The sequence below is a fragment of the Actinomadura sp. NPDC000929 genome (assembly GCF_040492065.1).
GTDB classification, from domain to species: domain Bacteria; phylum Actinomycetota; class Actinomycetes; order Streptosporangiales; family Streptosporangiaceae; genus Spirillospora; species Spirillospora verrucosospora.
This window is the reverse complement of the sequence record NZ_JBEUPA010000038.1, coordinates 1-21,251: the sequence shown is the minus strand read 5'-3', so window position 1 is coordinate 21,251 and position 21,251 is coordinate 1. Positions and strand designations below refer to the sequence as shown.

21 protein-coding genes and 1 pseudogene are annotated in these 21,251 nt (G+C 72.2%); 18 read left to right on the top strand and 4 right to left on the bottom strand.

Annotated features, from left to right (window positions below; genetic code table 11):
- The first annotated feature begins 61 nt into the window (after nt 1-61).
- Nucleotides 62-580 (top strand): hypothetical protein, encoded by a 519-nt coding sequence (locus ABWI04_RS16500; protein WP_353832932.1) that lies wholly within the window; start codon nt 62-64, stop codon nt 578-580.
- Between the two features lie 58 nt (nt 581-638).
- On the opposite strand, the gene ABWI04_RS16495 is transcribed toward ABWI04_RS16500, so the two are convergent.
- The 3 genes from ABWI04_RS16495 to ABWI04_RS16485 all read right to left on the bottom strand — a co-directional run bounded on the left by ABWI04_RS16495 (nt 639) and on the right by ABWI04_RS16485 (nt 3,248).
- A complete protein-coding gene (locus ABWI04_RS16495; RefSeq protein WP_345183373.1) occupies nt 639-1,349 on the bottom strand; it encodes an RNA polymerase sigma factor SigF in 711 nt (236 codons plus the stop codon).
- Between the two features lie 116 nt (nt 1,350-1,465).
- A complete protein-coding gene (locus tag ABWI04_RS16490) occupies nt 1,466-1,894 on the bottom strand; it encodes an ATP-binding protein (protein ID WP_345183298.1) in 429 nt (142 codons plus the stop codon).
- A 409-nt stretch (nt 1,895-2,303) separates the two neighbouring features.
- Nucleotides 2,304-3,248, bottom strand: a complete 945-nt coding sequence (locus tag ABWI04_RS16485) for a sugar kinase (RefSeq protein WP_345183295.1) — start codon at nt 3,246-3,248, stop codon at nt 2,304-2,306.
- Between the two features lie 83 nt (nt 3,249-3,331).
- Here ABWI04_RS16485 and ABWI04_RS16480 point away from each other — a divergent pair, with 83 nt between their 5' ends.
- From ABWI04_RS16480 to ABWI04_RS16425, 12 genes are all read left to right on the top strand, one after another.
- A complete protein-coding gene (locus tag ABWI04_RS16480; RefSeq protein WP_353832931.1) occupies nt 3,332-4,096 on the top strand; it encodes a phytanoyl-CoA dioxygenase family protein in 765 nt (254 codons plus the stop codon).
- Nucleotides 4,096-5,136 carry a DUF4432 family protein gene (locus ABWI04_RS16475; protein WP_353832930.1) on the top strand — a complete coding sequence of 347 codons (1,041 nt, stop codon included), beginning with the start codon at nt 4,096-4,098 and terminating at the stop codon, nt 5,134-5,136. Before ABWI04_RS16480 ends, ABWI04_RS16475 begins: the two co-directional genes overlap by 1 nt.
- Complete coding sequence (locus tag ABWI04_RS16470; protein ID WP_353832929.1) at nt 5,133-5,933, top strand: SDR family NAD(P)-dependent oxidoreductase; 801 nt, start codon at nt 5,133-5,135, stop codon at nt 5,931-5,933. The genes ABWI04_RS16475 and ABWI04_RS16470 overlap by 4 nt, the downstream gene beginning before the upstream one ends.
- An 82-nt stretch (nt 5,934-6,015) precedes the next feature.
- Entirely contained in the window at nt 6,016-7,320 is a 1,305-nt protein-coding gene (locus ABWI04_RS16465) for a DUF5005 domain-containing protein (protein WP_353832928.1), read from the top strand.
- A 110-nt stretch (nt 7,321-7,430) separates the two neighbouring features.
- Complete coding sequence (locus ABWI04_RS16460; protein WP_345183284.1) at nt 7,431-8,360, top strand: alpha/beta hydrolase; 930 nt, start codon at nt 7,431-7,433, stop codon at nt 8,358-8,360.
- Between the two features lie 34 nt (nt 8,361-8,394).
- Nucleotides 8,395-9,099, top strand: a complete 705-nt coding sequence (locus tag ABWI04_RS16455; RefSeq protein ID WP_345183281.1) for a FadR/GntR family transcriptional regulator — start codon at nt 8,395-8,397, stop codon at nt 9,097-9,099.
- Nucleotides 9,100-9,212: 113 nt separating this feature from the next.
- Nucleotides 9,213-10,472 carry an ABC transporter substrate-binding protein gene (locus tag ABWI04_RS16450; protein WP_353832927.1) on the top strand — a complete coding sequence of 420 codons (1,260 nt, stop codon included), beginning with the start codon at nt 9,213-9,215 and terminating at the stop codon, nt 10,470-10,472.
- Nucleotides 10,473-10,475: 3 nt separating this feature from the next.
- Nucleotides 10,476-11,444 (top strand): carbohydrate ABC transporter permease, encoded by a 969-nt coding sequence (locus tag ABWI04_RS16445; protein WP_353832926.1) that lies wholly within the window; start codon nt 10,476-10,478, stop codon nt 11,442-11,444.
- Entirely contained in the window at nt 11,441-12,271 is an 831-nt protein-coding gene (locus ABWI04_RS16440) for a carbohydrate ABC transporter permease (RefSeq protein ID WP_345183275.1), read from the top strand. The genes ABWI04_RS16445 and ABWI04_RS16440 overlap by 4 nt, the downstream gene beginning before the upstream one ends.
- Nucleotides 12,272-12,303: 32 nt before the next feature.
- The gene (locus tag ABWI04_RS16435) at nt 12,304-15,390 is read left to right on the top strand and encodes a glycoside hydrolase family 38 N-terminal domain-containing protein (RefSeq protein WP_353832925.1); all 3,087 of its coding nucleotides are present in this window, start codon (nt 12,304-12,306) and stop codon (nt 15,388-15,390) included.
- A 17-nt stretch (nt 15,391-15,407) separates the two neighbouring features.
- A complete protein-coding gene (locus ABWI04_RS16430) occupies nt 15,408-16,643 on the top strand; it encodes an enolase C-terminal domain-like protein (RefSeq protein WP_345183271.1) in 1,236 nt (411 codons plus the stop codon).
- A 10-nt stretch (nt 16,644-16,653) separates the two neighbouring features.
- On the top strand, nt 16,654-17,133 hold the full coding sequence (locus ABWI04_RS16425; protein ID WP_353832924.1) for a GNAT family N-acetyltransferase: 480 nt from the start codon (nt 16,654-16,656) through the stop codon (nt 17,131-17,133).
- Nucleotides 17,134-17,198: 65 nt separating this feature from the next.
- On the opposite strand, the gene sodN is transcribed toward ABWI04_RS16425, so the two are convergent.
- A complete protein-coding gene (gene sodN, locus ABWI04_RS16420) occupies nt 17,199-17,600 on the bottom strand; it encodes a superoxide dismutase, Ni (protein WP_345183267.1) in 402 nt (133 codons plus the stop codon).
- Nucleotides 17,601-17,780: 180 nt separating this feature from the next.
- On the opposite strand from sodN, the gene sodX reads away from it, so the two are divergent.
- The 5 genes and pseudogenes from sodX to ABWI04_RS16395 all read left to right on the top strand — a co-directional run.
- Nucleotides 17,781-18,167 carry a nickel-type superoxide dismutase maturation protease gene (gene sodX, locus ABWI04_RS16415; protein ID WP_353832923.1) on the top strand — a complete coding sequence of 129 codons (387 nt, stop codon included), beginning with the start codon at nt 17,781-17,783 and terminating at the stop codon, nt 18,165-18,167.
- Between the two features lie 117 nt (nt 18,168-18,284).
- On the top strand, nt 18,285-19,175 hold the full coding sequence (locus ABWI04_RS16410) for an ABC transporter ATP-binding protein (protein WP_353832922.1): 891 nt from the start codon (nt 18,285-18,287) through the stop codon (nt 19,173-19,175).
- Nucleotides 19,172-20,191 (top strand): ABC-2 membrane transporter-related protein, encoded by a 1,020-nt coding sequence (locus ABWI04_RS16405; protein WP_345183262.1) that lies wholly within the window; start codon nt 19,172-19,174, stop codon nt 20,189-20,191. Before ABWI04_RS16410 ends, ABWI04_RS16405 begins: the two co-directional genes overlap by 4 nt.
- A gap of 79 nt (nt 20,192-20,270) precedes the next feature.
- Nucleotides 20,271-20,741: a hypothetical protein gene (locus ABWI04_RS16400; protein ID WP_345183260.1), complete on the top strand. Its 471-nt coding sequence runs from the start codon at nt 20,271-20,273 to the stop codon at nt 20,739-20,741.
- Between the two features lie 80 nt (nt 20,742-20,821).
- Nucleotides 20,822-21,251 (top strand): annotated as a pseudogene (locus ABWI04_RS16395) (hypothetical protein); the annotation flags it as partial.

Sequence of the window (21,251 nt, the reverse complement as noted above, 5' to 3'; positions counted from 1 at the left end):
CGTTCGCCCGCAGTTTCCCCTGGGAGCGGCCCGCCGCAGGGGGCGAGTAGGGTTTCTGGGTGTGACCAAGCGTCCCATCACCGTGCAGGCCGCCGCCGCGCTCCAGGCCGCCGAGGGTGCCGCCGCCGTCGGATTCGGCGTCTTCACCGGCGTCGAGACGGCCGCCGGCGCCGCCGTCGACCCGGCCAGCGCGATCGGGGTCACCGTCCTCGCCCTCGCCGGCGGCCTCGGCATGCTGGGCTGCGCCCGCGGGCTGCTGCGCGCCGCCCAGTGGAGCCGCGCCCCCACGGTCCTGACCCAGCTGTTCGCCCTGCCGATCGCCTACTCGTTGTGGCAGAGCGACCGGCCCGCGATCGCCGTCCCGCTGGGCCTCGTCGCCGTCCTCGCGCTGATCGCCGTCCTCAGCCCGCCGAGCACCGCCTGGCTCATCGAGGACCACGACGAGGACGACGAGGACGCGCCGAAGGAACCCGCACCCGCCAAGGCCGCCGGCGCCCCGCCGACCGGGGAGCCGCGCTCCCTCGGACGCCGCCTCAAAGACCGCCTCAACGAGCAGCCCGTCAAGAAGGGCGAGAACTGAACGGACGCCGAAAGGGCCCTGAGGACGCGTCCTCGGGGCCCTTTCGGCTCTTCACCCGCTACTCGTCGGCGGTCAGCCCGTCCCGGAGCTGCGCGAGCGTCCGCGCCAGCAGCCGGGACACGTGCATCTGGGAGATGCCGAGCTCCGCCGCGATCTGCGACTGCGTCATGTTCCCGAAGAAGCGCAGCAGAAGGATCTTCTTCTCGCGCGCCGGGAGCTTCTCCAGCAGCGGCTTGAGGGACTCGCGGTACTCCACGCCCTCCAGCGACTCGTCCACCATGCCGAGCGAGTCCGCCACCGCGGGCGCGTCCTCGTCACCGGAGTCGGGCGCGTCGAGGGACACCGTGGAATAGGCGTTCGCCGACTCCAGCCCCTCCAGCACCTCCTCCTCGCTCATCTGCAGGTGCGCCGCCAGCTCGCTCACCGTCGGGGCGCGGCCCTCCCGCTGCGCGAGATCACTGATCGCCTTCGTCAGCGACAGCTTCAGCTCCTGCAGCCGGCGCGGCACGCGCACCGCCCAGCCCTTGTCGCGGAAGTGCCGCTTGATCTCGCCGACGATCGTCGGCGTGGCATAGGTGGAGAACTCCACCCCGCGCTCCAGGTCGAACCGGTCGATCGACTTGATCAGACCGATCGTGGCGACCTGGATCAGATCGTCCAGCCACTCCCCGCGGTTGCGGAAGCGCCGGGCGAGATACTCCACCAGCGGCAGATGCAGCTCCACGAGCTGGTCGCGGATGCGCTGACGCTCCGGGTCGCCCTCCGGCAGCTGCGCGAGACGCTCGAAAAGCGCCCGCGCCCGCGCCCGGTCAGGGACCGCGCTGCTGTCCGAACGCTCGGTGCTCGCCCCCGCGACCGTCGTCTGCTCCGTCGTCGTCTTCTCCGTCACGGGGCCCCCGCCGCACCGCGCCGCTTCTGCAGCGTCACGGTGACCCGGTCGTCGGAGCCCGCCCTGGCGTCCACCTCGCCCGCCAGGGACGACAGCACCGTCCAGGCGAACGTGTCGCGGCTCGGCTCCTCACCGTCCACCGTCAGGACCGACACGGAGATGCGCATCGCCTCCCCGGTCAGCTCGAACTCGCACGTCAGGTCGGTGCCCGGCACCGCCTGAGCGAGCAGCATCGCGCACGCCTCGTCAACGGCGATGCGCAGGTCTTCTATCTCGTCCAGCGTGAAGTCCAACCTGGCCGCCAGGCCCGCGGTCGCGGTCCGCAGCACGGACAGGTAGGCACTCGCGGCAGGCAGCTTCACCGTGACCACGTCACGGACGGACAACTTCGTACTGGCCGGCATTGCAGCGGTTTCCTCGGTCACGTCACTCCCTCGCAGGATGGTCCCGCTGCCATCGAAACTACCGCCTACGAGCCGTGCATCGAGACTTCGGCGCGCTGTGTTTATTTGCGTTGGGTTGGGTTGGGGCGCCTGGGGCGCCCCAACCCAACCCAACGCGTGCGATCGCTGGCATCGCTCCGTCTCGCCTGGCGGCTCGCTTCGCGATCAGTTTCTTGCTTCGCTCGAAACTGCCTTCGGACGCGATCGCGACAGTCACCCTTGGTCCGGGGTGCTGTGGTGGCTGGTGATGTGTGCGGAGCGGGGGGTTTCGGTTCGGCTCGTTTGCTGGGGTCTACCGCGGGTTGTGGGGGGTTGCTCTGGCGCTTCGGCTCGCCTGGCGGCTCGCTTCGCGGGGGGCTCTCGCTTCGCTCGTGCCGTGCGTGGGTGGTGCCTAGTGGCTTGCCTCGCTCTTGGCTTGCGCGGGTTGCGCTGGGGGGAGTAGGGCGCCTCGGTGGGTTATCACCTGGGCGGCCAGGGTGGTGGCGGCTTCGGCTGCTTGTCGCTGGGGGGCGCCGGTCAGGCGGGTGGCCAGGTAGGCGCCGTTGAAGGCGTCGCCCGCGGCCGTGGTGTCGATCACCTGGACGTGGGGGACGGCGGGGATCTTGAGGTTCGTCACGGTGTCGGCGATCACGCAGCCCTGGGGGCCTCGCTTGACCGCCATCTCGGTCACCCCGGCTCGTCTCAGGCGGCTGATCGTGTCGGCCGGGGTCCGGTCGCCGAAGACGGCCTGGTCGTCGGTGAAGGTGGGGAGGGCTATGTCCGTCCTGGTCAGGACGGCGGACATGGCTTCGGCGGCGGCCGCGGGGGAGGGCCAGCCGGCGGGGCGGTAGTTGGTGTCGAAGGCCACTCGGCCGCCGCGGCGGCGGGTCTCGTCCAGGACGGCGAGGAGCCTTCCGCGGGCGTCGGCGCCGAGGATCGACAGCGTGATGCCGGAGAGGTAGACGAGGTCGTGGTCGGCGATCGCGTCGTCGATCTCCGGGGGGTGGGCGGGGCCGAAGAGGCCGCGGGCCGCCGACTGCGATCTGTAGTAATGGAAGGTCCGCTCGCCGTTCTCGTCGGTGCGGATGAGGTAGAGGCCAGCCTGTCCGCCGGGGATGGCGCGGGTGTGGTCGGCGTTCACGCCGTGGGCGGCCCAGGATTCGCGCATCCGGGTGCTGTAGGGGTCGTCGCCGACGAGGGTGACGAACTGGACGTCGGCCGTGCCGGGGGCGGCGGTGCGGGCCAGGTAGGCGGCGACGTTGAAGGCGTCGCCCGCGTAGGCGACGGCCAGGCGGTCGGGGGCGAGATGGCTCAGTTCGATCATGCATTCGCCGATCAGGGCGATCCGGTTCCGCATGGCGGGCCACGATACATCTAGACAACAAGTGATCTGATGACTACGACTTCGGGGTGTCGCGCTTCATCGAGAGGGGACGCCCCATGCACGACCCGCTGCGAGGTTACGACGAGGACGGGTACGCGATCTTCCGGAACGTGCTGGATCCGGAACTGGTGGCGGAGGCGGACGAGCATGTCCGCTGGTTGGAGGCTCGGTATCCCGACCGGACCGGCGAGGAGCTCTCCACCGAGCTCGTCGCCAGGGACCCGTTCTGGGTGCGGCTGGTGTCCGACGAGCGGCTCCTCGACGTCGCCGAGCGGTTCGTCGGGCCCGACATCGCCCTGTTCGCGTCCGCCTACATCTCCAAGCCGCCCTTCACCGGCAAGGCCGTGCTGTGGCACCAGGACGGGGCGTTCTGGCCGCTCGAACCGATGCGCGTGGTGACGCTGTGGCTCGCCGTCGACCGGTCGACGCCGGAGAACGGGTGCCTGCGCGTCATTCCCGGGAGCCACAGGGAAGTCCTGCACGAGGTGCGGGAGCGGGAGGACGCGGAAGCCGTCTTCGGGGTGGAGAGCGCCGTGGGCGTGGACGAGTCGCGCGCCGTGGACCTCGTCCTCGAACCCGGCGACGTCGAGGTCCACCACCCGAACATCATGCACGGCAGCAACGCGAACGAGTCGCCGCACCGGCGGTGCGGGCTGACCATCCGGTACATCCCGACCTCGACGCGCATCACCGCGGAGCCGCTGCCGTTCCCGTCCGCGCTGCTGCTGCGCGGCGACCCGGGCGTGAACGAGTACCAGCCGCGGCCCCGGTACCGGGCGGGGGAGCACTTCGCCTTCAGCGGCGCGGAGAACTGGAGCTGATGCGCCGGCACCGGCCGTCCCGCAACTGGGGCGCCCGCGTTCACGAGATCATCTGGGCCGGGATCGGGGCCGTGGTCCTGGAGAACGAGCTGCTCCGGGTGACTGTCCTCGTGGGCAAGGGCGGTGATGTCGCCGAGTTCTGCTTCAAGCCGCGCGACATGGATTTCGTGTGGCTCTCGCCTGGCGGGCTGCGCGATCCGCGGGACGTGGCGGGGGGAGCGGGCGACGATGTCGCTCTGTTCCTCGACGGTTACGAGGGCGGGTGGCAGGAGGTCCTGCCCAACGGGGGCGCGCCCAGCACGTACCGGGGGGCGGCGTTCGCGCAGCACGGGGAGGTGGCCGGGCTGCCGTGGGATTCCGAGATCGTGGCCGACGACGCTCGGGAGGTCGCGGTCCGGCTCACCGTCCGGGGGCGGCGGATGCCGCTGCGGGTCGTCAAGACGCTGCGGTTGAAGGCGGGCGAGGCCGAGCTCCTCGTGGAGGAGGAGCTGGTCAACGAGTCGGGGGTGGCGCTGGAGGCGATGTGGGGGCACCACATCGTGTTCGGGGCGCCGTTTCTGCGGCCCGGGCACCGGGTCAGGGTGGCCGAGGGCGCTCTCGTGGTTCCGCACGAGACGGCGATCGGTCCCGGCGGGCGGCGGGTGCGGGGCGGTGGTCCGCATGCGTGGCCGTGCGTGCCGGGTGAGGGCGGCGGGATCGTCGACCTTGGTGTGGTGCCCGATGCCGGGGTGCCGAGTGAGATCGTCTATCTCACCGGGTTGGAGGAGGGCCGCTACGAGGTCGTCGACCCGGACGGTTTCGGGATGCGGGTGCGCTGGGACGTGGACGTCCTGCCGCATCTGTGGCTGTGGCAGGAGTTCGGGGCGACCACGGGGCATCCGTGGTGGGGCCGCGCGTACGTGATGGGCCTGGAGCCGTTCGCCGGATACCCGACGGACGGGCTGGCCGCCGCCGTCGCGAACGGCACCGCGTTGACGCTGGAACCGCATGCGCGGCGGAGCCTGTGGCTGCGTGCCGCGGTCATCGAGGAGGGCACGTGAGGGAGTTCGAGGGCAAGGTCGCCGTGGTGACCGGCGGGTCGCTGGGGATCGGGCGGGCCGTGGTGGAGCGGCTCGCCCGCGACGGCGCCGCCGTGGTGTTCTGCGGGATCGGCGAGGACGAGGTCCGCCGGGCGGAGGAGGACCTGCGGGGCGAGGGGCTGGAGGTCGCCGGCGCCGTCGCCGACGTGACCGACGCCGCGCGGATGGACGGGCTGGTCGGGGAGGCTGTGTCCCGGTACGGCGGCCTGGACGTGCTGGTGACGTGCGCGGGCGTGCAGCGGTACGGGACGGTCGAGGAGACGTCCGAGGAGCTGTGGGACGAGGTGCTCGGCGTCAACGTCAAGGGCGTCTTCCTCGCCTGCCGCGCCGCCGTGCCCGAGCTGCGGCGCCGGGGCGGGGGCACCGTCGTCACGGTGTCGTCGGTGCAGGCGTTCGTCTCGCAGGATCGGGTCGCCGCCTACAGCGCGAGCAAGGCCGCGATCAACGCGCTGACGCGGGCGGTGGCGCTGGACCACGCGGCCGACGGCATCCGTGCGAACGTCGTGTGCCCGGGGTCGGTCGACACTCCCATGCTGCGCTGGGCCGCCGACCTGTTCCGCGGCGACAGGGGGCAGGACGCGCAGGTCGCCGAGTGGGGGCGCGCGCATCCGCTCGGGCGGGTCGCGGCGCCCGCGGAGGTCGCCGAGGTGGTGGCGTTCCTCGCCGGGCCGCGCTCGTCGTTCGTGACCGGGGCGGAGCACCGGGTGGACGGCGGGCTGCTGGCCCGCAATCCGACGGCACTGCCGGAAATCTCCTAAAAGACCTAGACACCAAGTCATTTGATGACTCAAAATGTGGGGCGCACGAGGACCGTGTGATCGTGACCTCGCGGAGGTTTCCATGCAGGCGTCCGTCCCTCCCTCTCCCTTCTCTTCCGATCGCCCCTCCTCCGTTCGCGGGGGGTGGCGGCGGCGCGCCGGAGTCCTCGCGGCCGCCCTGCTGCTCGTCGCCGCGCCCGCCGTGCCCGCGGGCGCCGACACGCACGGCCACGGCCCCGGAAAGGGGCGCGGGAAGGCCCTCGGTCGCGCGGCCGCCGGCCCCACGTGCTCCGGGAGCGCCGCGCCGACCTTCGGGACCGCCTCGCAGAACACCGCCCTCAACGGCAAGTTCACGTCCTACGGCAACAGCAACACGCTCCTGGACGACTGGACCGGCGCGGACACGACGTACTCGCTGAAGCTCGCGGACGGGCGCATCGTCTACGCCTACTCCGACACCTTCCTCGGCAAGGTCAACGCGGACGGGTCGCGGCCGGTCGTCGTCGAGGAGGGCGGGACGACGCCGTTCATCAACAACTCGTTCGTCGTCCAGGGCACGGGAGGCGGGCTGACCACCGTGCACGGCGGGACCGCCGCCGCCCCGAAGGCGGTCATGCCGCCCGCGCAGCCGGCCCACTGGTACTGGGCGGGCGACCTCACCCAGAGCGGGTCGGAGGTCCAGCAGCTCTACCGCGAGTACTACGACCCGGACCCGAGCAACGGCACCGGGTGGGACATGAAGTTCAAGGACAACGTCCTCGCCCGGTTCTCCACCGGGAACCTCGCCGCGCCGACCGTGCAGGCGATGCCCTCGGCGTCGGGCGTGCAGTGGGGGTCGGCGCTGCTCAGGGACGGCGGCTACACCTACGTGTACGGCACCGAGGACTACACCGACCCCCAGACGCAGGTGAACACCAAGTACCTGCGCGTCGCGCGGGTCATCGGCACGGACCTGCGCGGCGCCTGGCAGTACCGCACCGCGAGCGGCTGGTCGTCCACGGAGACGGACTCGGTGCGGCTGATGAGCGGGGTGTCGAACGAGTTCAGCGTCACCAAGCGCGGATCGCACTACGTCATGGTCAACCAGGACGCGAACATCGCCTTCGGCGGTGAGATCGACGTCTGGCTGTCGTGCTCGGCGGCCGGGCCGTTCAGCGGCGAGCAGACCGTGTACCGGACGCCCGAGACCGGGCCCCTCGGCTCCTACGGCGACCCTGACATCTTCACCTACAACGCCCACCAGCACGCGGCGCTCTCGTCCAGCGGCACGCTGGTCATCTCCTACAACGTCAACAGCCTGGACGCCACCGCCGGCCCGGCCAACGACAACTACCGGGACGTCAGCATCTACCGGGCGCGCTACATCAACCTGCCGGTCTCCGGCTAGCCCCCAAGCCGCGGTGCCGTCGTCCCGTCCACGGCGGTGCCGCTTCCCGCGCCCCCGGGTTACCTCCCGCCCGGGGGCGCGTCCCGTTCCCCCGCTCGGAGGTTGCGACCATGCCCCTTGACGCCGAACTCGCCGCCGCGCTGGACGGCATGCCCTACGTCGGGCTCGCGGATCCCGCGCGGGCCCGCGCCGCGATGAACGATCTGGTCCGCGCCCTCGCCCGGCCCGTGGGCGACGGGAGGGCGGCCGTCGAGGACCGGCTCGTCGCCGGCGGGGTCCCGGTGCGGATCTACCGGCCGCGCGAGACGCCGGCGCCCGTGCTCGTGTACTTCCACGGCGGCGGGTTCGTGACCGGCGGGCTGGAGAACGAGCACGAGCGGTGCCTGGAGTTCGCCGGGGAGGACGGGATCGCGGTCGTCTCCGTCGACTACCGGCTCGCGCCCGAGCATCCCTTCCCGGCCGGGTTCGAGGACTGCTACGCCGCGACCGCGTGGGCCCACGAGCACGCGGGGGAGTTCGGCGGCGACCCGGAGCGGGTCGCGGTCGGCGGCGGGAGCGCGGGCGGGGCGCTGGCCGCCGCCGTGGCGCTGCGGGCGCGGGACGAGGGCGGGCCGCCGCTGGTGTTCCAGATGCTGCTCTACCCCGTCCTGGACGACCGGATGGCCACGCCGTCGATGCGGACGTTCACCGAGCCGCCGCTGTTCAACAGCGGCGACGTGCGGCACATGTGGCGCCACTACCTCGGCGGGCGGGCGGACGTCCCCGCCTACGCCGCCCCGGCGCGGGCCGAGGACCTGAGCGGCCTGCCGCGCGCGTACGTGCTCGTCCCCGAGCACGACCCGCTGCGGGACGAGGGACTCGCCTACGCGCACCGGCTGATCGTCTCCGGGGTTTCCACGGAGCTGCACCATGTGCCGGGCGCCTGCCACGGTTTCGACGGCATCATGTCGGCGCGGCTCGGGCGGCTCGCGTTCGAGGAGGAGCGCGCCGTCCTGCGGCGATGTCTCTCCGGGAGGGTGGACACGCCAATCGCTAAGTGATTAGATGACTTTACGTCTTGGGAACGAGGTGGCGATGTCACAGGATGTGGCCCGGCCGAGCCTGGCGGACGCCCTCACGGAGCGCATGCTGGACCTGATCAGGGACGGCGGCCTGCGCGCCGGCGACCGGCTGCCGTCCGCGCGGGAGCTGTCCCAGCGCTTCGCGGTGACGACCCCGACGCTGCGGGAGGCCCTGCGCCGCCTGGAGGCGACGGGGGCGATCCAGCTCCGGCACGGCTCGGGCATCTACGTGGGCGCCGACCTCGAACGCGTGGTGATCCCCAACCCCAACGTCCGCGAGCTGGAGGCCGACCGGCTGCTCCAGCTGCTGGACGCGCGGCTGCTCATCGAGCCGCCGCTGGCCGGACGGGCGGCGCGGCGGTCGCGGCCCGCCGACATCGAGCTGCTCCGGGCCCTCCTCGACCAGGCGGGCGCGGACCTCGGCACGGACGAGCCGGAGGCGGAGGCCCGCCTGCACAAGGCGAACATGGCCTTCCACCGGGAGGTCGCCGGCGTCGCGGGCAACTCCGTGCTCTGCGAGGTCATCGACTCCCTGCTGTCGGTGCACGCCTCCGAGCAGCGCGCGATACAGCGGATCTTCGACGACCGCGTCCGCGACTTCGACGAGCACGCCGCGATCCTCGCCGCCATCGAGGCGGGCGCGGAGCGGGACGCCGAGTCCCTCATGCGGTCCCACCTCGCCGACGTCAAACACGTGATCGAGCAGCGGCTCGCCTGAGCGGGCCGCCTCCCCGCCGCCGGCGAGAGCGCCGCGCGGCCGGTTCACCCTTCTCCGATTCCATCCTTCGACCACCCCGATCGGGCATCGCCGCCCGATGAAGGAGGCTCACCATGGTGCCGTCCAAGCGACTCCAGGTGACCGCGCTCACCGTGGGCGCGCTGCTGCTCGCCGCCGGCTGCGGGTCCGGCGACTCGGGCGGGAGCAGGTCCGAGCTCAAGCTCTACAACGACAAGGGCGCGTGGAAGCCCTACTTCGAGCAGATGGGCGCCCTCGGCAAGCAGCAGACCGGCCTCGGCATGACGCCGGTCGGCTACACCGACGAGCCGACCTACACCGCGTTCATCAAGACCTCGTTTCGCACGAACGTCAAGCCCGACCTGTTCACCTGGACGACCGGCGGGCGCCTGGAAGAGATCGTCAAGCAGAACCAGGTCGCCGAGACCACGAAGATCTGGCAGGACGCCATCGGCAGCGGCGACCTCACCGAGGACCTGAAGAAGTACTACACCGTGGACGGCAAGCAGTACTGCGTCCCCCTGAACACCGCCTACTGGGGGATGTTCTACAACAAGAAGATCTTCGACAAGTACGACCTGAAGCCGCCCACGACGTGGGCGGAGCTGGAGAAGACGGCGCAGACGCTGAAGTCGAAGGGCCAGGTCCCCTTCAACCAGACCACCCCGACGTCGCTGTTCTCCTTCGCCTGGTTCGAGCAGATCCTCGCCGGCACCGACCCCGACCTGTACGAGCGGCTGTCGAAGGGCCAGGCGTCCTACACCGACCCCGGCGTCGTGAAGGCGATGGAGCGCTGGAAGTCGATGATCGACGCCGGGTGGTTCAGCAAGCCGGGCGACAAGGCCGACCCCGCCGACCACTTCAAGTCCGGCGACGCGGCCATGGTCGTCAACGGCACCTGGTTCAACACGAGCATGACCCAGCGCGGCCTCAAGCAGGGCGAGGACTACGGGTTCTTCTTCATCCCGAACGTGGACCCGGCGCTGCCCAAGCGGTCGCTGGTGTTCGAGAGCGGCCCGCTGTGCTCGCTGCGCAAGGCCCCCGACGCGGCCGCCAGCACCAAGTACCTCAAGTGGTGGGTCACGCCCGCCGCGCAGGAGAAGTGGGCGAACGCGCGCGGCGACGTCTCCGGCAACCCGAAGGTGAAGGTCGCCGACCCCGAGCTGGACAAGGTCACCAAGGAGGCCGCGTCGGGCGGCAACCGCCTGGTCCTGCGCTACTTCGAGGCGGCCCCGGCGCCGGTGCTCACCGAGGCGCTCAGCGGCTTCGACAAGTTCCTCAACAAGCCGGAGACCTACATGGACGTGCTCAAGGGCATCCAGAAGGTCAACGAAGACTACTGGAAGTCGCACTGACCCATGAGCACGCACAAGGCCACCGCCGACCGTCCCCAGCTGACGGTGGTGCCCCCCGCGGGCGGCGGGCGCCGCAAGGCGTCCGGCGCCCGCCCCGGCAAGGGGTTCGCGCTGCACGGCCGGTTCCGGCACGTCTACATATCGCCGGCCGTGCTGTTCGTCGCCGTCCTGCTCTACCTGCCGTTCCTGTGGACGGCGTACCTGAGCTTCACCAGCTACGACGGGCTCGCCTCACCCGAGTTCACGGGCCTCGACAACTACCGGCGGCTCCTTGAGGACGACGCGCTCGTCACCTCGATCCGCAACACGCTGCTGTGGGTCGCCGGCACCGTCGTCCTGCCGGTGGGGCTCGGGCTGCTCGTCGCCGTCCTGTCCTACGACCTCAAGCGGGGCGCGTGGTTCCGGCTGCCGTTCCTGCTCCCGTACGCCATGTCGGGCGCCGGACACGGCGTGATCTGGGGCTTCATCCTCCAGCCGGACGGGATGGCGAACCAGATCCTGACCCTGTTCGGGATGCCCGGCGGCGACACCGCGTTCCTGCAGGACGGTCCCCGCAACACCGTCGCCATGATCGTGGTGTGGACGTGGCAGCAGCTCGGCGTCAACATGCTGCTGTTCGTCGTCGGCCTCCAGTCGATCCCGAAGGGGCCGATCGAGGCCGCCCGCATCGACGGCGCGTCCGGATGGGCGATGTTCCGGCACGTCATCTGGCCGCTGATGCGCCCGATCACCACCGTGGTGTTCGGCCTCGCGCTCGTCGCCGGCCTGAAGAACTTCGACATCGTGTGGGTGATGACGCAGGGCGGTCCCGGGCGCTCGTCCGAGACCCTCGCCGTGACCATGTACCGGGACGTGTTCGTCGCCAACGAGTACGGCTACGGGTCGGCGGTCGCGGTGCTGCTCACCACCGTCACGGGCCTGGCCTCGTACGTGTACCTGCGCCGCCAGGTGAGCAGGGAGGAGACGCGATGACCGGAAAGGGACTCCTCCACGCGCGCCGCGCCGTGCTGGCGGCGCTGGGCCTGGTGTGGCTCTTCCCCACCTACCTGATCGTCGCGAACGCGCTGCGGCCCGCCGGCGACTACGACCCCTCGGACGCGGTGAGCCCGCCGTCCTCCATCGGCCTGTTCGACAACATCGCGCAGGCCTGGGACCGCACCGCCGTCGGCGACACGCTGCTCAGCACCCTGCTGTACAGCGTCGTCTCGCCCGCGCTGGCCGTCCTGATGGGCGCGCTCGCCGGGTACGCGATCGTGGTGCTGCGCCTGCGGCACGGCTTCGCCTGGTTCGTGGTCATCTTCGCCGGGACGGTCGTGCCGTTCCAGATGCTGCTGGTGCCGCTGTTCGTCGGCTACAGCAAGGTGACGCTGTACGACGACCGCCTCGGGCTGATCATCATCTACTCGGCGGTCAACGTGCCGCTGGCCGCGCTGGTGATGCGCAACTTCTTCGGCAACGTCGCCGTGTCGATCTTCGAGGCGGCCCGGCTGGACGGCGCCTCCACCTTCCGGATCTTCTGGCGGATCTACCTGCCGCTGTCGGCCGCGGCCCTCGCCGCGGTGTTCATCCTGGAGTTCACCTTCGTCTGGAACGACCTGCTGTTCGGCCTGACGCTCTCGCAGTCGCCGACCGTCCGGCCGGTGTGGGCCGAGCTGTCCGCGCTGACCACCGACGTCTACGCCGGGACGCCGGTGCCGATCGCGCTGGCCGCCGGCCTGGTGGTCTCCCTGCCGACCGTCGCGATCTTCCTCGCGACCCAGCGCCTCTTCACCCGCGGCCTCACCCTCGCCCAGTTCTGAAAGATCCCCGAAAGAGAGATTGACGCATAACGATGACGAGTCGCCTGCTTCAGGCGAGCCTCGGCTCGCCCGACTATGACGGGATCCGCGACGCGCTGCGCCAGGACACCTCCACCGAGGTGCTCGCCGTGCGCGGCCTGTCGGTGCGCGCCGCCGTGCTGCCGCTGTTCAGGCGGGACGAGAACGGCGCGCTCCGCCAGGCCGTCCGGCTGACGCTGTCCGGCGGGGCGCCGGTGGAGGTCGCCCTCAAGGACGGCGACGCCCGGGTCGCGTCCGCGGCGGCGGAGGGCGGGAGCGTCACGCTACTCGTCCCCGAGGTGGACGCCCCCCGCCGCCTCACCCTGGAGGTGCGCGACTCCGGCGGCCTCGTCGGGGCCGCGCCGCTCGACGTCACCCCGCAGCGCAAGTGGAACGTCTTCGTCGTCCACCACTCGCACCTCGACATCGGCTACACCGACACGCAGGGCACCGTCCTGCGGCACCACCTCGACTACCTCGACGCGGCGCTGCGGCTGGCGCGGGAGACCGACGGGCGGCCGGACGACGCCCGGTTCCGCTGGTCGGTCGAGTCGTCCATGCCCGCGCTGCGGTGGCTCGCGACCCGCCCCGAGGACCAGGTCGCCGAGTTCGCCGAGCGGGCCCGCGCGGGCGACATCGAGGTCACCGCGTTCCCGATGCAGCTGCACACCGAGGCGTGCTCGACCGAGGAGCTGTACCGGCAGCTCCGCTTCGTCGAGCAGCTGCGCCGCGAGCACGGCATCGAGGTCCGCTCGGCGATGCACACCGACATCCCGGGCGCGGTCGTCGGGACCGTGGACGCCCTCAACGCGGCCGGCGTCCGCTACCTCGCCGCCGCGCACAACTGGGCCGGGCGCTCCGTCCCGTACATCACGGGCGGCGACAGGCTCGCCCGCCCGTTCCGGTGGCGGTCGCCGGGCGGCGGCGAGCTGATCGTCTGGTTCACCGACACCCCGCACGGCATGGCCTACATGGAGGGCAACACCGTCGGGCTCGTCGACGGCTACGACCTCGCCGAGGACCTGCTGCCCCGCTACCTCGGGTCCCTCGCCGACCGGCCCTACCCCTACGGGCCCGGCACGTTCGGCTGGTACGCCGCGCCCGGCCAGGTCGGCGCCGCCAAGGACCCCGACTTCCTGGACGCCGTCCACCTGCGCGTGCAGGGCGCGCACGCCGACAACGCCGGGCCGTCGATCGTCCCCGCCGACATCGCGCACCGGTGGAACGAGACCTGGGCCTACCCGCGGCTGCGGATGGCGACCAACGCCGACTTCTTCGAGTACGTCGAGGAGCACCACGGCGACCGGCTCCAGACCCACGAGGGCGACTGGACGGACTGGTGGGCCGACGGCCTCGGCTCCGGCGCCCGGCCGCTCGGCTACGTCCGGCGGGCGCAGAACGTCCTGCGGGCCGCCGAGACGCTGCACGCCCTCGCCGACGAGCGCGGCGGCGAGCGCGCCGGCGCGTCCCTCGCGGCCACCCGGGCGATCGACGAGGCCTACGACCGGGCCGCGCTGTTCGACGAGCACACCTGGGGCGCCGCCAACCCGTGGGAGGACGCGGAGGAGGGCGGCGACTCCGGCGGCCTGCAGTGGACCCGCAAGTCCCAGGTCGGCTACCAGGCCCACGACGACGCCCTCGACCTGCTCCAGGCCGGCGCGCGGCGGATCGGCGCGACGTTCGGGGCCGCGCCGGACGCGCTCGCCTCGTTCCTCGTCGTCAACCCCGGCACGGCCGCCCGCACGGACGTGGCCCGCGCGTTCCTGCCCCGCGACGTCGTCGCCGTGGACGTCCCCGTCGCGCTGGTCGACGCCCGCACCGGCGAACCCGTCCCGCACCGCGAGGAGGAGGTCGACCCGGACGAGTGGCCCACCCGCCCCATCGGCCGCCACCTGGAGGCGGTCGTGCCGGACGTCCCCGGCCACGGTCACGTCCGCGTGGACGTCGTCCGGGCCGAGGCGGGCGCGCCGGGGCCGGTCGACCTCGGCTCCGGCGGCACGATCGAGAACGAGTTCTACCGGGTCGTCTACGACCTGAGGGAAGGGCACATCGCCTCGGTCTTCGACAAGACCGCCGGCCGCGAGCTCGTGAACGCCGACGCCGTCGCCGGTTTCGGGCAGTACGTCTACGACCGGTACGCGACCGCGCCGCACTTCAACCACATGTCCGGGCACATGCTCGTGCACGACAAGACGATGCTCGGGGACCGGGCCGTCGCCACCCACGCCACCGTCACCGAGTGCAGCCGGACGCCCGCGGGGGAGCGGCTCGTCGTCGAACTGCACGGCAAGGGCGTCGACTGGCTCCGCACGACCATCGACCTGTACGCGGGCGTGCCGCGCGTGGACGTCCGCTACCAGCTCGGCAAGCAGCCCACCGCGGCCAAGGAGGCGGTCTTCTTCGCGTTCCCGTTCGCGGTGGACGGCCCGCCCGCCGCGTGGGAGCTCACCGGCGGCGTCGGCGGCACCGGCGTCCCGAGCGTCCCGGGATCGGCCGAGCACATGCGCCCGATCCGCCACTGGGTCGCTTTCGAGGACCCCGAGCTGACCGTGGCGTGGGCGACGCTGGAGGCCCCGCTCGTCCAGTTCGGCTCCATCCACATGCCCTACGCGCCGTTCCCGCCCACGCTCGACAACGAGGACGGCACCGTCTACTCGTGGGCGCTGAACAACATCTGGGACACCAACTTCCCGTCCCAGCAGCAGGGCGAGACCACGTTCCGGTACGCGTTCGCGTCCGGCGCGGCGGGCTCGGGCCGGCGGCTCGGCGCCCGCACGGCCGCCGGGATCACCGACCCGTTCGTCGCCACCCTCGCCACCGGCGACATGCCCGCCGCGGAATCGGGGACCTTCCTGCGCGTGGACGACCCGGACGTGCTCGTCACCTCCGTGGGCCGCGCCCGCGACGGCGACGGGCTGGCCGTCCGGCTCCAGTCGCTCGCCGCGGGCCCCGTGGAGACGGGCCTGCACGTTCCGGGCGCCACCGGCGCCTCGCTGAGCGGCGGTCTGGAGCGTGACCCGGCGGAGCTGCCCGTCCGGGACGGCACCATGACGGTGCGGCTGCCCGCCTGCGGCGTCGCCACCGTCACGGTTCGGCGTTGAGTACGGATCGGGGACACATGAAGATCACAGGTATCCGCGCCACCACGGTCACCGTGCCGCTGGAGGCCCCCCTCCTGCACAGCAACGGCGCGCACTGGGGCCGCTTCGTCCGGACGATCGTCGAGGTCGAGGCCGACAACGGCCTGGTCGGGCTCGGCGAGATGGGCGGCGGCGGGCAGAGCGCCGAGGCCGCCTTCCAGGCCCTCGCCCCGCACCTGGAGGGCCACGACCCGTTCGAGCTGGAGGCGCTCCGCTTCAAGATCGCGAACCCGACGGCGAGCCTGTACAACAACCGCACCCAGATGCTCGCCGCCATCGAGTTCGCCTGCCTCGACCTCGTCGGCCAGCATCTCGGCGTCCCGGTGCACGACCTGCTCGGCGGACGCATCCGCGACTCCGTCCCGTTCGCGTCCTACCTGTTCTACCGCTATCCGGGCGCCGGGGGCTCGCCGGAGGTCCGCACCCCCGAGCAGCTCGTCGAGCACGCCCGCGCGCTCAAGGACGCGCACGGGTTCACCGTCCACAAGCTGAAGGGCGGGGTGTTCCCGCCGGCCCACGAGCTGGAGTGCTACAAGGCGCTCGCCGAGGCGTTCCCCGGCGACCGCTTCCGCTACGACCCGAACTCCGTGCTGAGCCTGGAGGAGGGCCTGCGGTTCGGGAAGGCCATCGAGGACCTGCCCAACGACTACCTGGAGGACCCCGTCCTCGGGCTGGAGGGGCTGCGCCTCGTCCGCGAGCGCGTCAACGTCCCCCTCGCCACCAACACGGTCGTCGTGAACTTCGAGCAGCTCGCCGCGAACGTGCTGCGCCGCAGCGCGGACGTCGTCCTGCTCGACACGACGTTCTGGGGCGGCATCCGGGCGTGCGTGAAGGCCGCCGGGGTGTGCGAGACGTTCCAGATCGGCGTCGCCGTCCACTCCTCCGGGGAGCTCGGCATCCAGCTCGCCACCATGCTGCACCTCGGCGCCGTCCTGCCCAACCTCACCTACGCCGCCGACGCGCACTACCACCACCTCGCCGACGACGTCATCGAGGGCGGGCCGATGCGGTACTCCGGCGGCAGGATCCCGGTTCCGTCGGGGCCCGGCCTGGGCGTCCGCCTGGACCGCGACAAGCTGGCCGAGTACGCGGAGCTGTACAGGGAGCTCGGCGGCTACCCCTACGACCGCGACCCCGGCCGTCCGGGCTGGTACCCGCTCGTCCCCAACGACCGGTGGGCCGACCCCGACGCCGCACTGCCGCCGCTCGATTAACCTGCCACGTGTGATTCGTTACGCGACGGCCGGCGACGTCCCGGAGATCCTGCGGCTGGTCCGCGAACTGGCCGAGTACGAGCGCGCCCGCCACGAGGTGAAGGCGACCGAGGACCAGCTGCGGGACCGGCTGTTCGGCGACGACCCCAAGGTCTTCGCCCACGTCGCCGAGCACGACGGACGGGTCGTCGGGTTCGCCGTGTGGTTCCTGTCGTTCTCCACGTGGAACGGCACGCACGGCATCTACCTGGAGGACCTGTACGTCGAGCCGGAGTACCGCGGCCACGGCTACGGCAAGGCGCTGCTCACCGAGCTGGCCCGCGTCGCCGACGACCGCGGCTACGGGCGCGTCGAATGGTCGGTCCTGGACTGGAACGAGCCGGCGATCGGGTTCTACAAGGCCCTCGGCGCCCGCCCGCAGGACGAGTGGACGGTCTACCGCCTCACCGGCGACGCCCTCACCCGGGCGGCTCGTCCCTCGTCCGGATGACCGCCCCCTGACATGCCGCGAGGGCCGTCCGGGAGCGGACGGCCCTCGCGATGAGCTGGACGCGCTCAGCCCTGCTTGGTCTCCCAGAAGATCTTGTCGATCTCAGCGATCTTCGCGAGCAGGTCCTCGGCGGCCTTGGTGTCCATGCTGCCCTTGGTGCCGGCGGCGCCCGCGAGCTTGGTGGCCTCGTTGAACAGCTGGTGCAGCTGCGGGTACTTCTCGAAGTGCGGCGGCTTGAAGTAGTCGGTCCACAGCACCCACAGGTGCTCCTTGACCAGCTGCGAGCGCTGCTCCTTGATCAGGATCGCCCGGGCGCGGAACTCCGGGTCCTCGTTGGCGGCGTACTTCTCACAGATCGCCTTCACGGACTCGGCCTCGATCCGGGCCTGCGCCGGGTCGTAGACGCCGCACGGCAGATCGCAGTGCGCAGACACCGTGGTCTTCGGGCGCAGAAGCTTGAGCAACACCTGCGATTCCCTTCCCTCGTTGTGGATCATGCTCAGGTCACCGACATTACCCTTGTGCACCGGGGCCCGTCCGGGCAGGGCACTCGGTAATTCGGCCTAAGACCCGGGCCGGCCGGCCCGGAACCTCTCCAGCACTGTTTGTGACCGCCGCCCGCCGAAGTATGCGGGCCGAGGAGGACCATGCGGATCCGGACCCCGCTGCTGTGCGGCCTGGCGGGGGCGGCGGCGGTCGCGCTCGCCGCGCGGAGGCTGCGGACCGTCGAGGTCACCGGAGATTCGATGCTGCCCGGGCTCCGGCCGGGGGACTGGCTCGTCGTCCGCGACGGCGCCCGTCCCGCGCCCGGCGCCGTGGTCGTCGCCGAGCACCCGGAGCGGGAGGGACTGCTCATCGTGAAGCGCGTCGCGCACCGGTCGGCGGACGGGTGGTGGCTGGAGAGCGACAACCAGCGCGCCCCCGGCGGCAGGGACAGCTGGGATTTCGGTCCCGTCGCCGACGACCTGGTCGTGGGACGGGTCGTGGGCCGCTACTGGCCTCGCCCGCGCCTGGCCCTGCGGCGGACGCGGTGACCTGAGCCGCGTCCGGCGGAGCGCCGGCGGCGAACCGGCCGAAAGTACGACGGCCGCCGGTGGGAACCGTCCTTTGCGCCGGTGCCCCGAGGCGGCGCCGTCGCCGACGATCCCTTCATGCCACTTGAAGACCCGGTCCCGATGCTGCACGCCGAGGGACTGACGAAGAGATACGGGCGCAGGGAGGCGTTGAGCGACGTCGATCTGCACGTTCCGGCCGGATGCGTCGTGGGCCTTGTGGGGCCGAACGGGGCCGGCAAGTCGACGCTGCTGAACCTGGCCTGCGGGCTGCTGGAGCCGACGTCGGGCTCGCTGCGCGTCCTGGGCTCCAGACCGGCGGCGAGCGCCGCGCACCTGGCCAGAGTCGGGTTCGTCGCGCAGAACACTCCGGTGTACCCGTCGTTCAGCGTGGCCGACCACCTGCGCATGGGGGCGCGCCTCAACCCGTCCTGGGACCAGGGGCTGGCCGAGCGGCGCATCGGGCAGGTCGGGCTGAACCCGAAGCAGAAGGCGGGACGGCTGTCGGGCGGTCAACGCGCGCAGCTGGCGCTGACCGTCGCCGCCGCCAAGCGGCCCGAGCTGCTGATCTTCGACGAGCCGGCCGCCGCGCTGGACCCGCTGGCGCGCCAGGGGTTCCTGGCGAACCTGATGGAGTTCGTCGCGGAGCTCGGCGCCAGTGCCGTGCTGTCCTCGCACCTGCTCGGCGACATCGAGCAGGTCTGCGACTACCTCATCGTGCTGTGCGACTCGCGGGTCCAGGTGGCCGGCGACGTCCGGGACCTGCTCGCCGGCCACCACCGGCTGGCCGCGCCCGGCGGCGACCTCGGCCACCTGCCCGCGGGCGTCGAGGTCGTCCGGGCGGAGCCCGGCGGCGCGGTGGTGCGGACCGGCCTCCCGGCGTCGGAGCTTCCGTTCCGGGCCGGGCCCGTCACGCTCGAAGAGCTGGTGCTCGCGTACATGTCGCGGGCGAGCGCGCCCGCCGCCCAGGTCCGGGAGGGATCGCGATGATCTGGTTGAACTGGCGGCAGTTCCGCCTCCAGGCGATCGCCGGTGCGGCCGGGCTCGTCCTGATCGCCGCCTATCTGCTGTACCTGGGCATGGACATCCGGGACGCGCACGACGCCTACCGGTCCCGGTGCACCGACCCCGCCGCCTGCGCCCAGGCCGTCGCCCAGTTCCAGGGCGCCTACATGAACCCGCTGCTGTTCCTCGCCGCCGGACTCCAGCTGCTCGCCCTCGTCATCGGCGTGTTCTGGGGCGCGCCGCTGATCGCCCGGGAACTGGAACTCGGCACCCACCGGCTGGTGTGGAACCAGAGCGTGACGCGGCGCCGCTGGCTGATCGGCAGGATGGCGTTCGTCGGCTTGGCCGCGATGATCCTCGCGGGCCTGGCCGCGCTGCTGCTCACCTGGGCGGCCTCCCCGTACGACGAGGTCGCCGCCGACCGGTTCGGGACGATCGAGTTCGGCGCCCGCCACATCGCCCCGATCGGCTACGCCCTCCTCTCCTTCGCCCTCGGCACCACCGTCGGCCTGTTCGTCCGCCGGACGCTTCCGGCCATGGCCGTCACGGGCGTCGTCTTCCTCGTCGTCCAGTTCGCGGTGCCGAACCTGGTGCGTCCGCACCTCATGCCGCCCGAGAAGACGTCCCTGCCGATGACCGCGCAGACCATCAACCAGGCCAGAAGCCTGGGCAGCATCACCGGCGCCCCCGTCATCGGCGGCCTTCAGGTGCCCGGCGCGCCGGACGCGTGGATCAGCGGGACCAGCCCGCTGCGCACCGCGGACGGGCGGACGATCGAGGGGAAGCGGTTCAACGCCTGTCTCGACACCCCGGCGAAGACCGGCGCCGGCGGCACGTTCGGCGACACCGCGGTGTGCCTGGCGGCGCTCGATCTGCACGTCGACGTCGAATACCAGCCCAGCGGCCGTTACTGGGGCTTCCAGCTGGCCGAGACCGGGCTTTACCTCCTGGCCTCCGCGCTCCTCACCGCCGTTTCCCTGCGGCGCGTCCGGCGCGCGTGAAGCGACCATTCCCGAAAGCGAAACCAGGTCTCTCATGTCGCTTGGAAACAGTCATCGAAATGGTGCCGGCGGGTCTCCGGTGAAACCGGACGCGCTGGTCAACGCGGGGCTCGGCGTGGTCTTCGCCCTGGGCATCGCCTTCACGGCGTTCATGCTCATCCGCAGCTGGGGCGGCGCCTACTGGCTTTACACCACCGCCGTCGCGGTGGTGATGGGCGGGCTGGCGCTGATCCGGCGGAGGCGCGCCTGGCCCGCGGCCGCGGGCGTCGCCGTGGCGGCCGGTGCGGTGGGGGTCTCCATGGCCGCCGGCCTGCCGCAGGAGCCGTCGCCGGTGGCGGGCCTGGCCCTCGCCGTGCTCATCGGCTCCTCCCTCAGAGCGCTGCCGGTGCGGCCGGCCGCCGCCATCGCCGCGGGCGGCGCCGCGGTGATCGCGCTCGCATGGGTGTCGGGTCCCACGTCCTCCACGGCCTCGCTGGCCCTGGCCACGGTGATGGTGGCCGGCGCTCTCGTGGCCGGGCCGCTGCTCCGCGCGTTCGCCCCGGTCCGGTAGCGATGGGACGCGACGAGGGCGGGGCGGGCGCGGATCCGTCCGGGTGCGCCGCCGGGCGGGGCGTCGATAATCTGGCCCGCATGACCGATCCGGGCGCGTGGGGCCGGGGCGCCTCCGTGGCCGGGCTGGGCGTCGTGCTCCTCGCGGCGATCACCGCGCAGGCCGTCGCCATCGCGGGGAGCTGGGGTTCCTGGTACTGGGTCCCGGGCTGCGTCGCCGCGGCGGCGGTGTGCGTCCCGGCGCTGCTGGGGCTGCGCCGGCCGCTCCGGCCGGCGGTCGCGGCGTTCGGCCTCGCGGTGGCGGCCATCGCCGGCGTCCGCGCGGCCGGTCCCGACCTCCCCGCCGAGCCGAGCCCGGCGATGGCCCTGGGCCTGGGGGTGCTGACCTGCTCCGCGCTCCGGCACCTCCCGCCGGCGCCGGCCGCCGCCGTCACGGCCGCGTCGGCGTTCCCCTGGCCCGAAGAGGCGGGCCGCACCGTCGCCGACATGTGCGCGTGGGTGAACATCGAGC

Excerpts from the sequence above, each read along its gene's own strand:
- ABWI04_RS16485 (WP_345183295.1), bottom strand. The coding sequence starts at position 3,248 with ATGCGGAACCGGATCGCCCTGATCGGCGAATGCATGATCGAACTGAGC.
- ABWI04_RS16480 (WP_353832931.1), top strand. The coding sequence starts at position 3,332 with ATGCACGACCCGCTGCGAGGTTACGACGAGGACGGGTACGCGATCTTC.
- ABWI04_RS16475 (WP_353832930.1), top strand. The coding sequence starts at position 4,096 with ATGCGCCGGCACCGGCCGTCCCGCAACTGGGGCGCCCGCGTTCACGAG.
- ABWI04_RS16465 (WP_353832928.1), top strand. The coding sequence starts at position 6,016 with ATGCAGGCGTCCGTCCCTCCCTCTCCCTTCTCTTCCGATCGCCCCTCC.
- ABWI04_RS16460 (WP_345183284.1), top strand. The coding sequence starts at position 7,431 with ATGCCCCTTGACGCCGAACTCGCCGCCGCGCTGGACGGCATGCCCTAC.
- ABWI04_RS16455 (WP_345183281.1), top strand. The coding sequence starts at position 8,395 with ATGTCACAGGATGTGGCCCGGCCGAGCCTGGCGGACGCCCTCACGGAG.
- ABWI04_RS16450 (WP_353832927.1), top strand. The coding sequence starts at position 9,213 with ATGGTGCCGTCCAAGCGACTCCAGGTGACCGCGCTCACCGTGGGCGCG.
- ABWI04_RS16445 (WP_353832926.1), top strand. The coding sequence starts at position 10,476 with ATGAGCACGCACAAGGCCACCGCCGACCGTCCCCAGCTGACGGTGGTG.
- ABWI04_RS16440 (WP_345183275.1), top strand. The coding sequence starts at position 11,441 with ATGACCGGAAAGGGACTCCTCCACGCGCGCCGCGCCGTGCTGGCGGCG.
- ABWI04_RS16435 (WP_353832925.1), top strand. The coding sequence starts at position 12,304 with ATGACGAGTCGCCTGCTTCAGGCGAGCCTCGGCTCGCCCGACTATGAC.
- ABWI04_RS16430 (WP_345183271.1), top strand. The coding sequence starts at position 15,408 with ATGAAGATCACAGGTATCCGCGCCACCACGGTCACCGTGCCGCTGGAG.
- sodX (WP_353832923.1), top strand. The coding sequence starts at position 17,781 with ATGCGGATCCGGACCCCGCTGCTGTGCGGCCTGGCGGGGGCGGCGGCG.
- ABWI04_RS16410 (WP_353832922.1), top strand. The coding sequence starts at position 18,285 with ATGCCACTTGAAGACCCGGTCCCGATGCTGCACGCCGAGGGACTGACG.
- ABWI04_RS16405 (WP_345183262.1), top strand. The coding sequence starts at position 19,172 with ATGATCTGGTTGAACTGGCGGCAGTTCCGCCTCCAGGCGATCGCCGGT.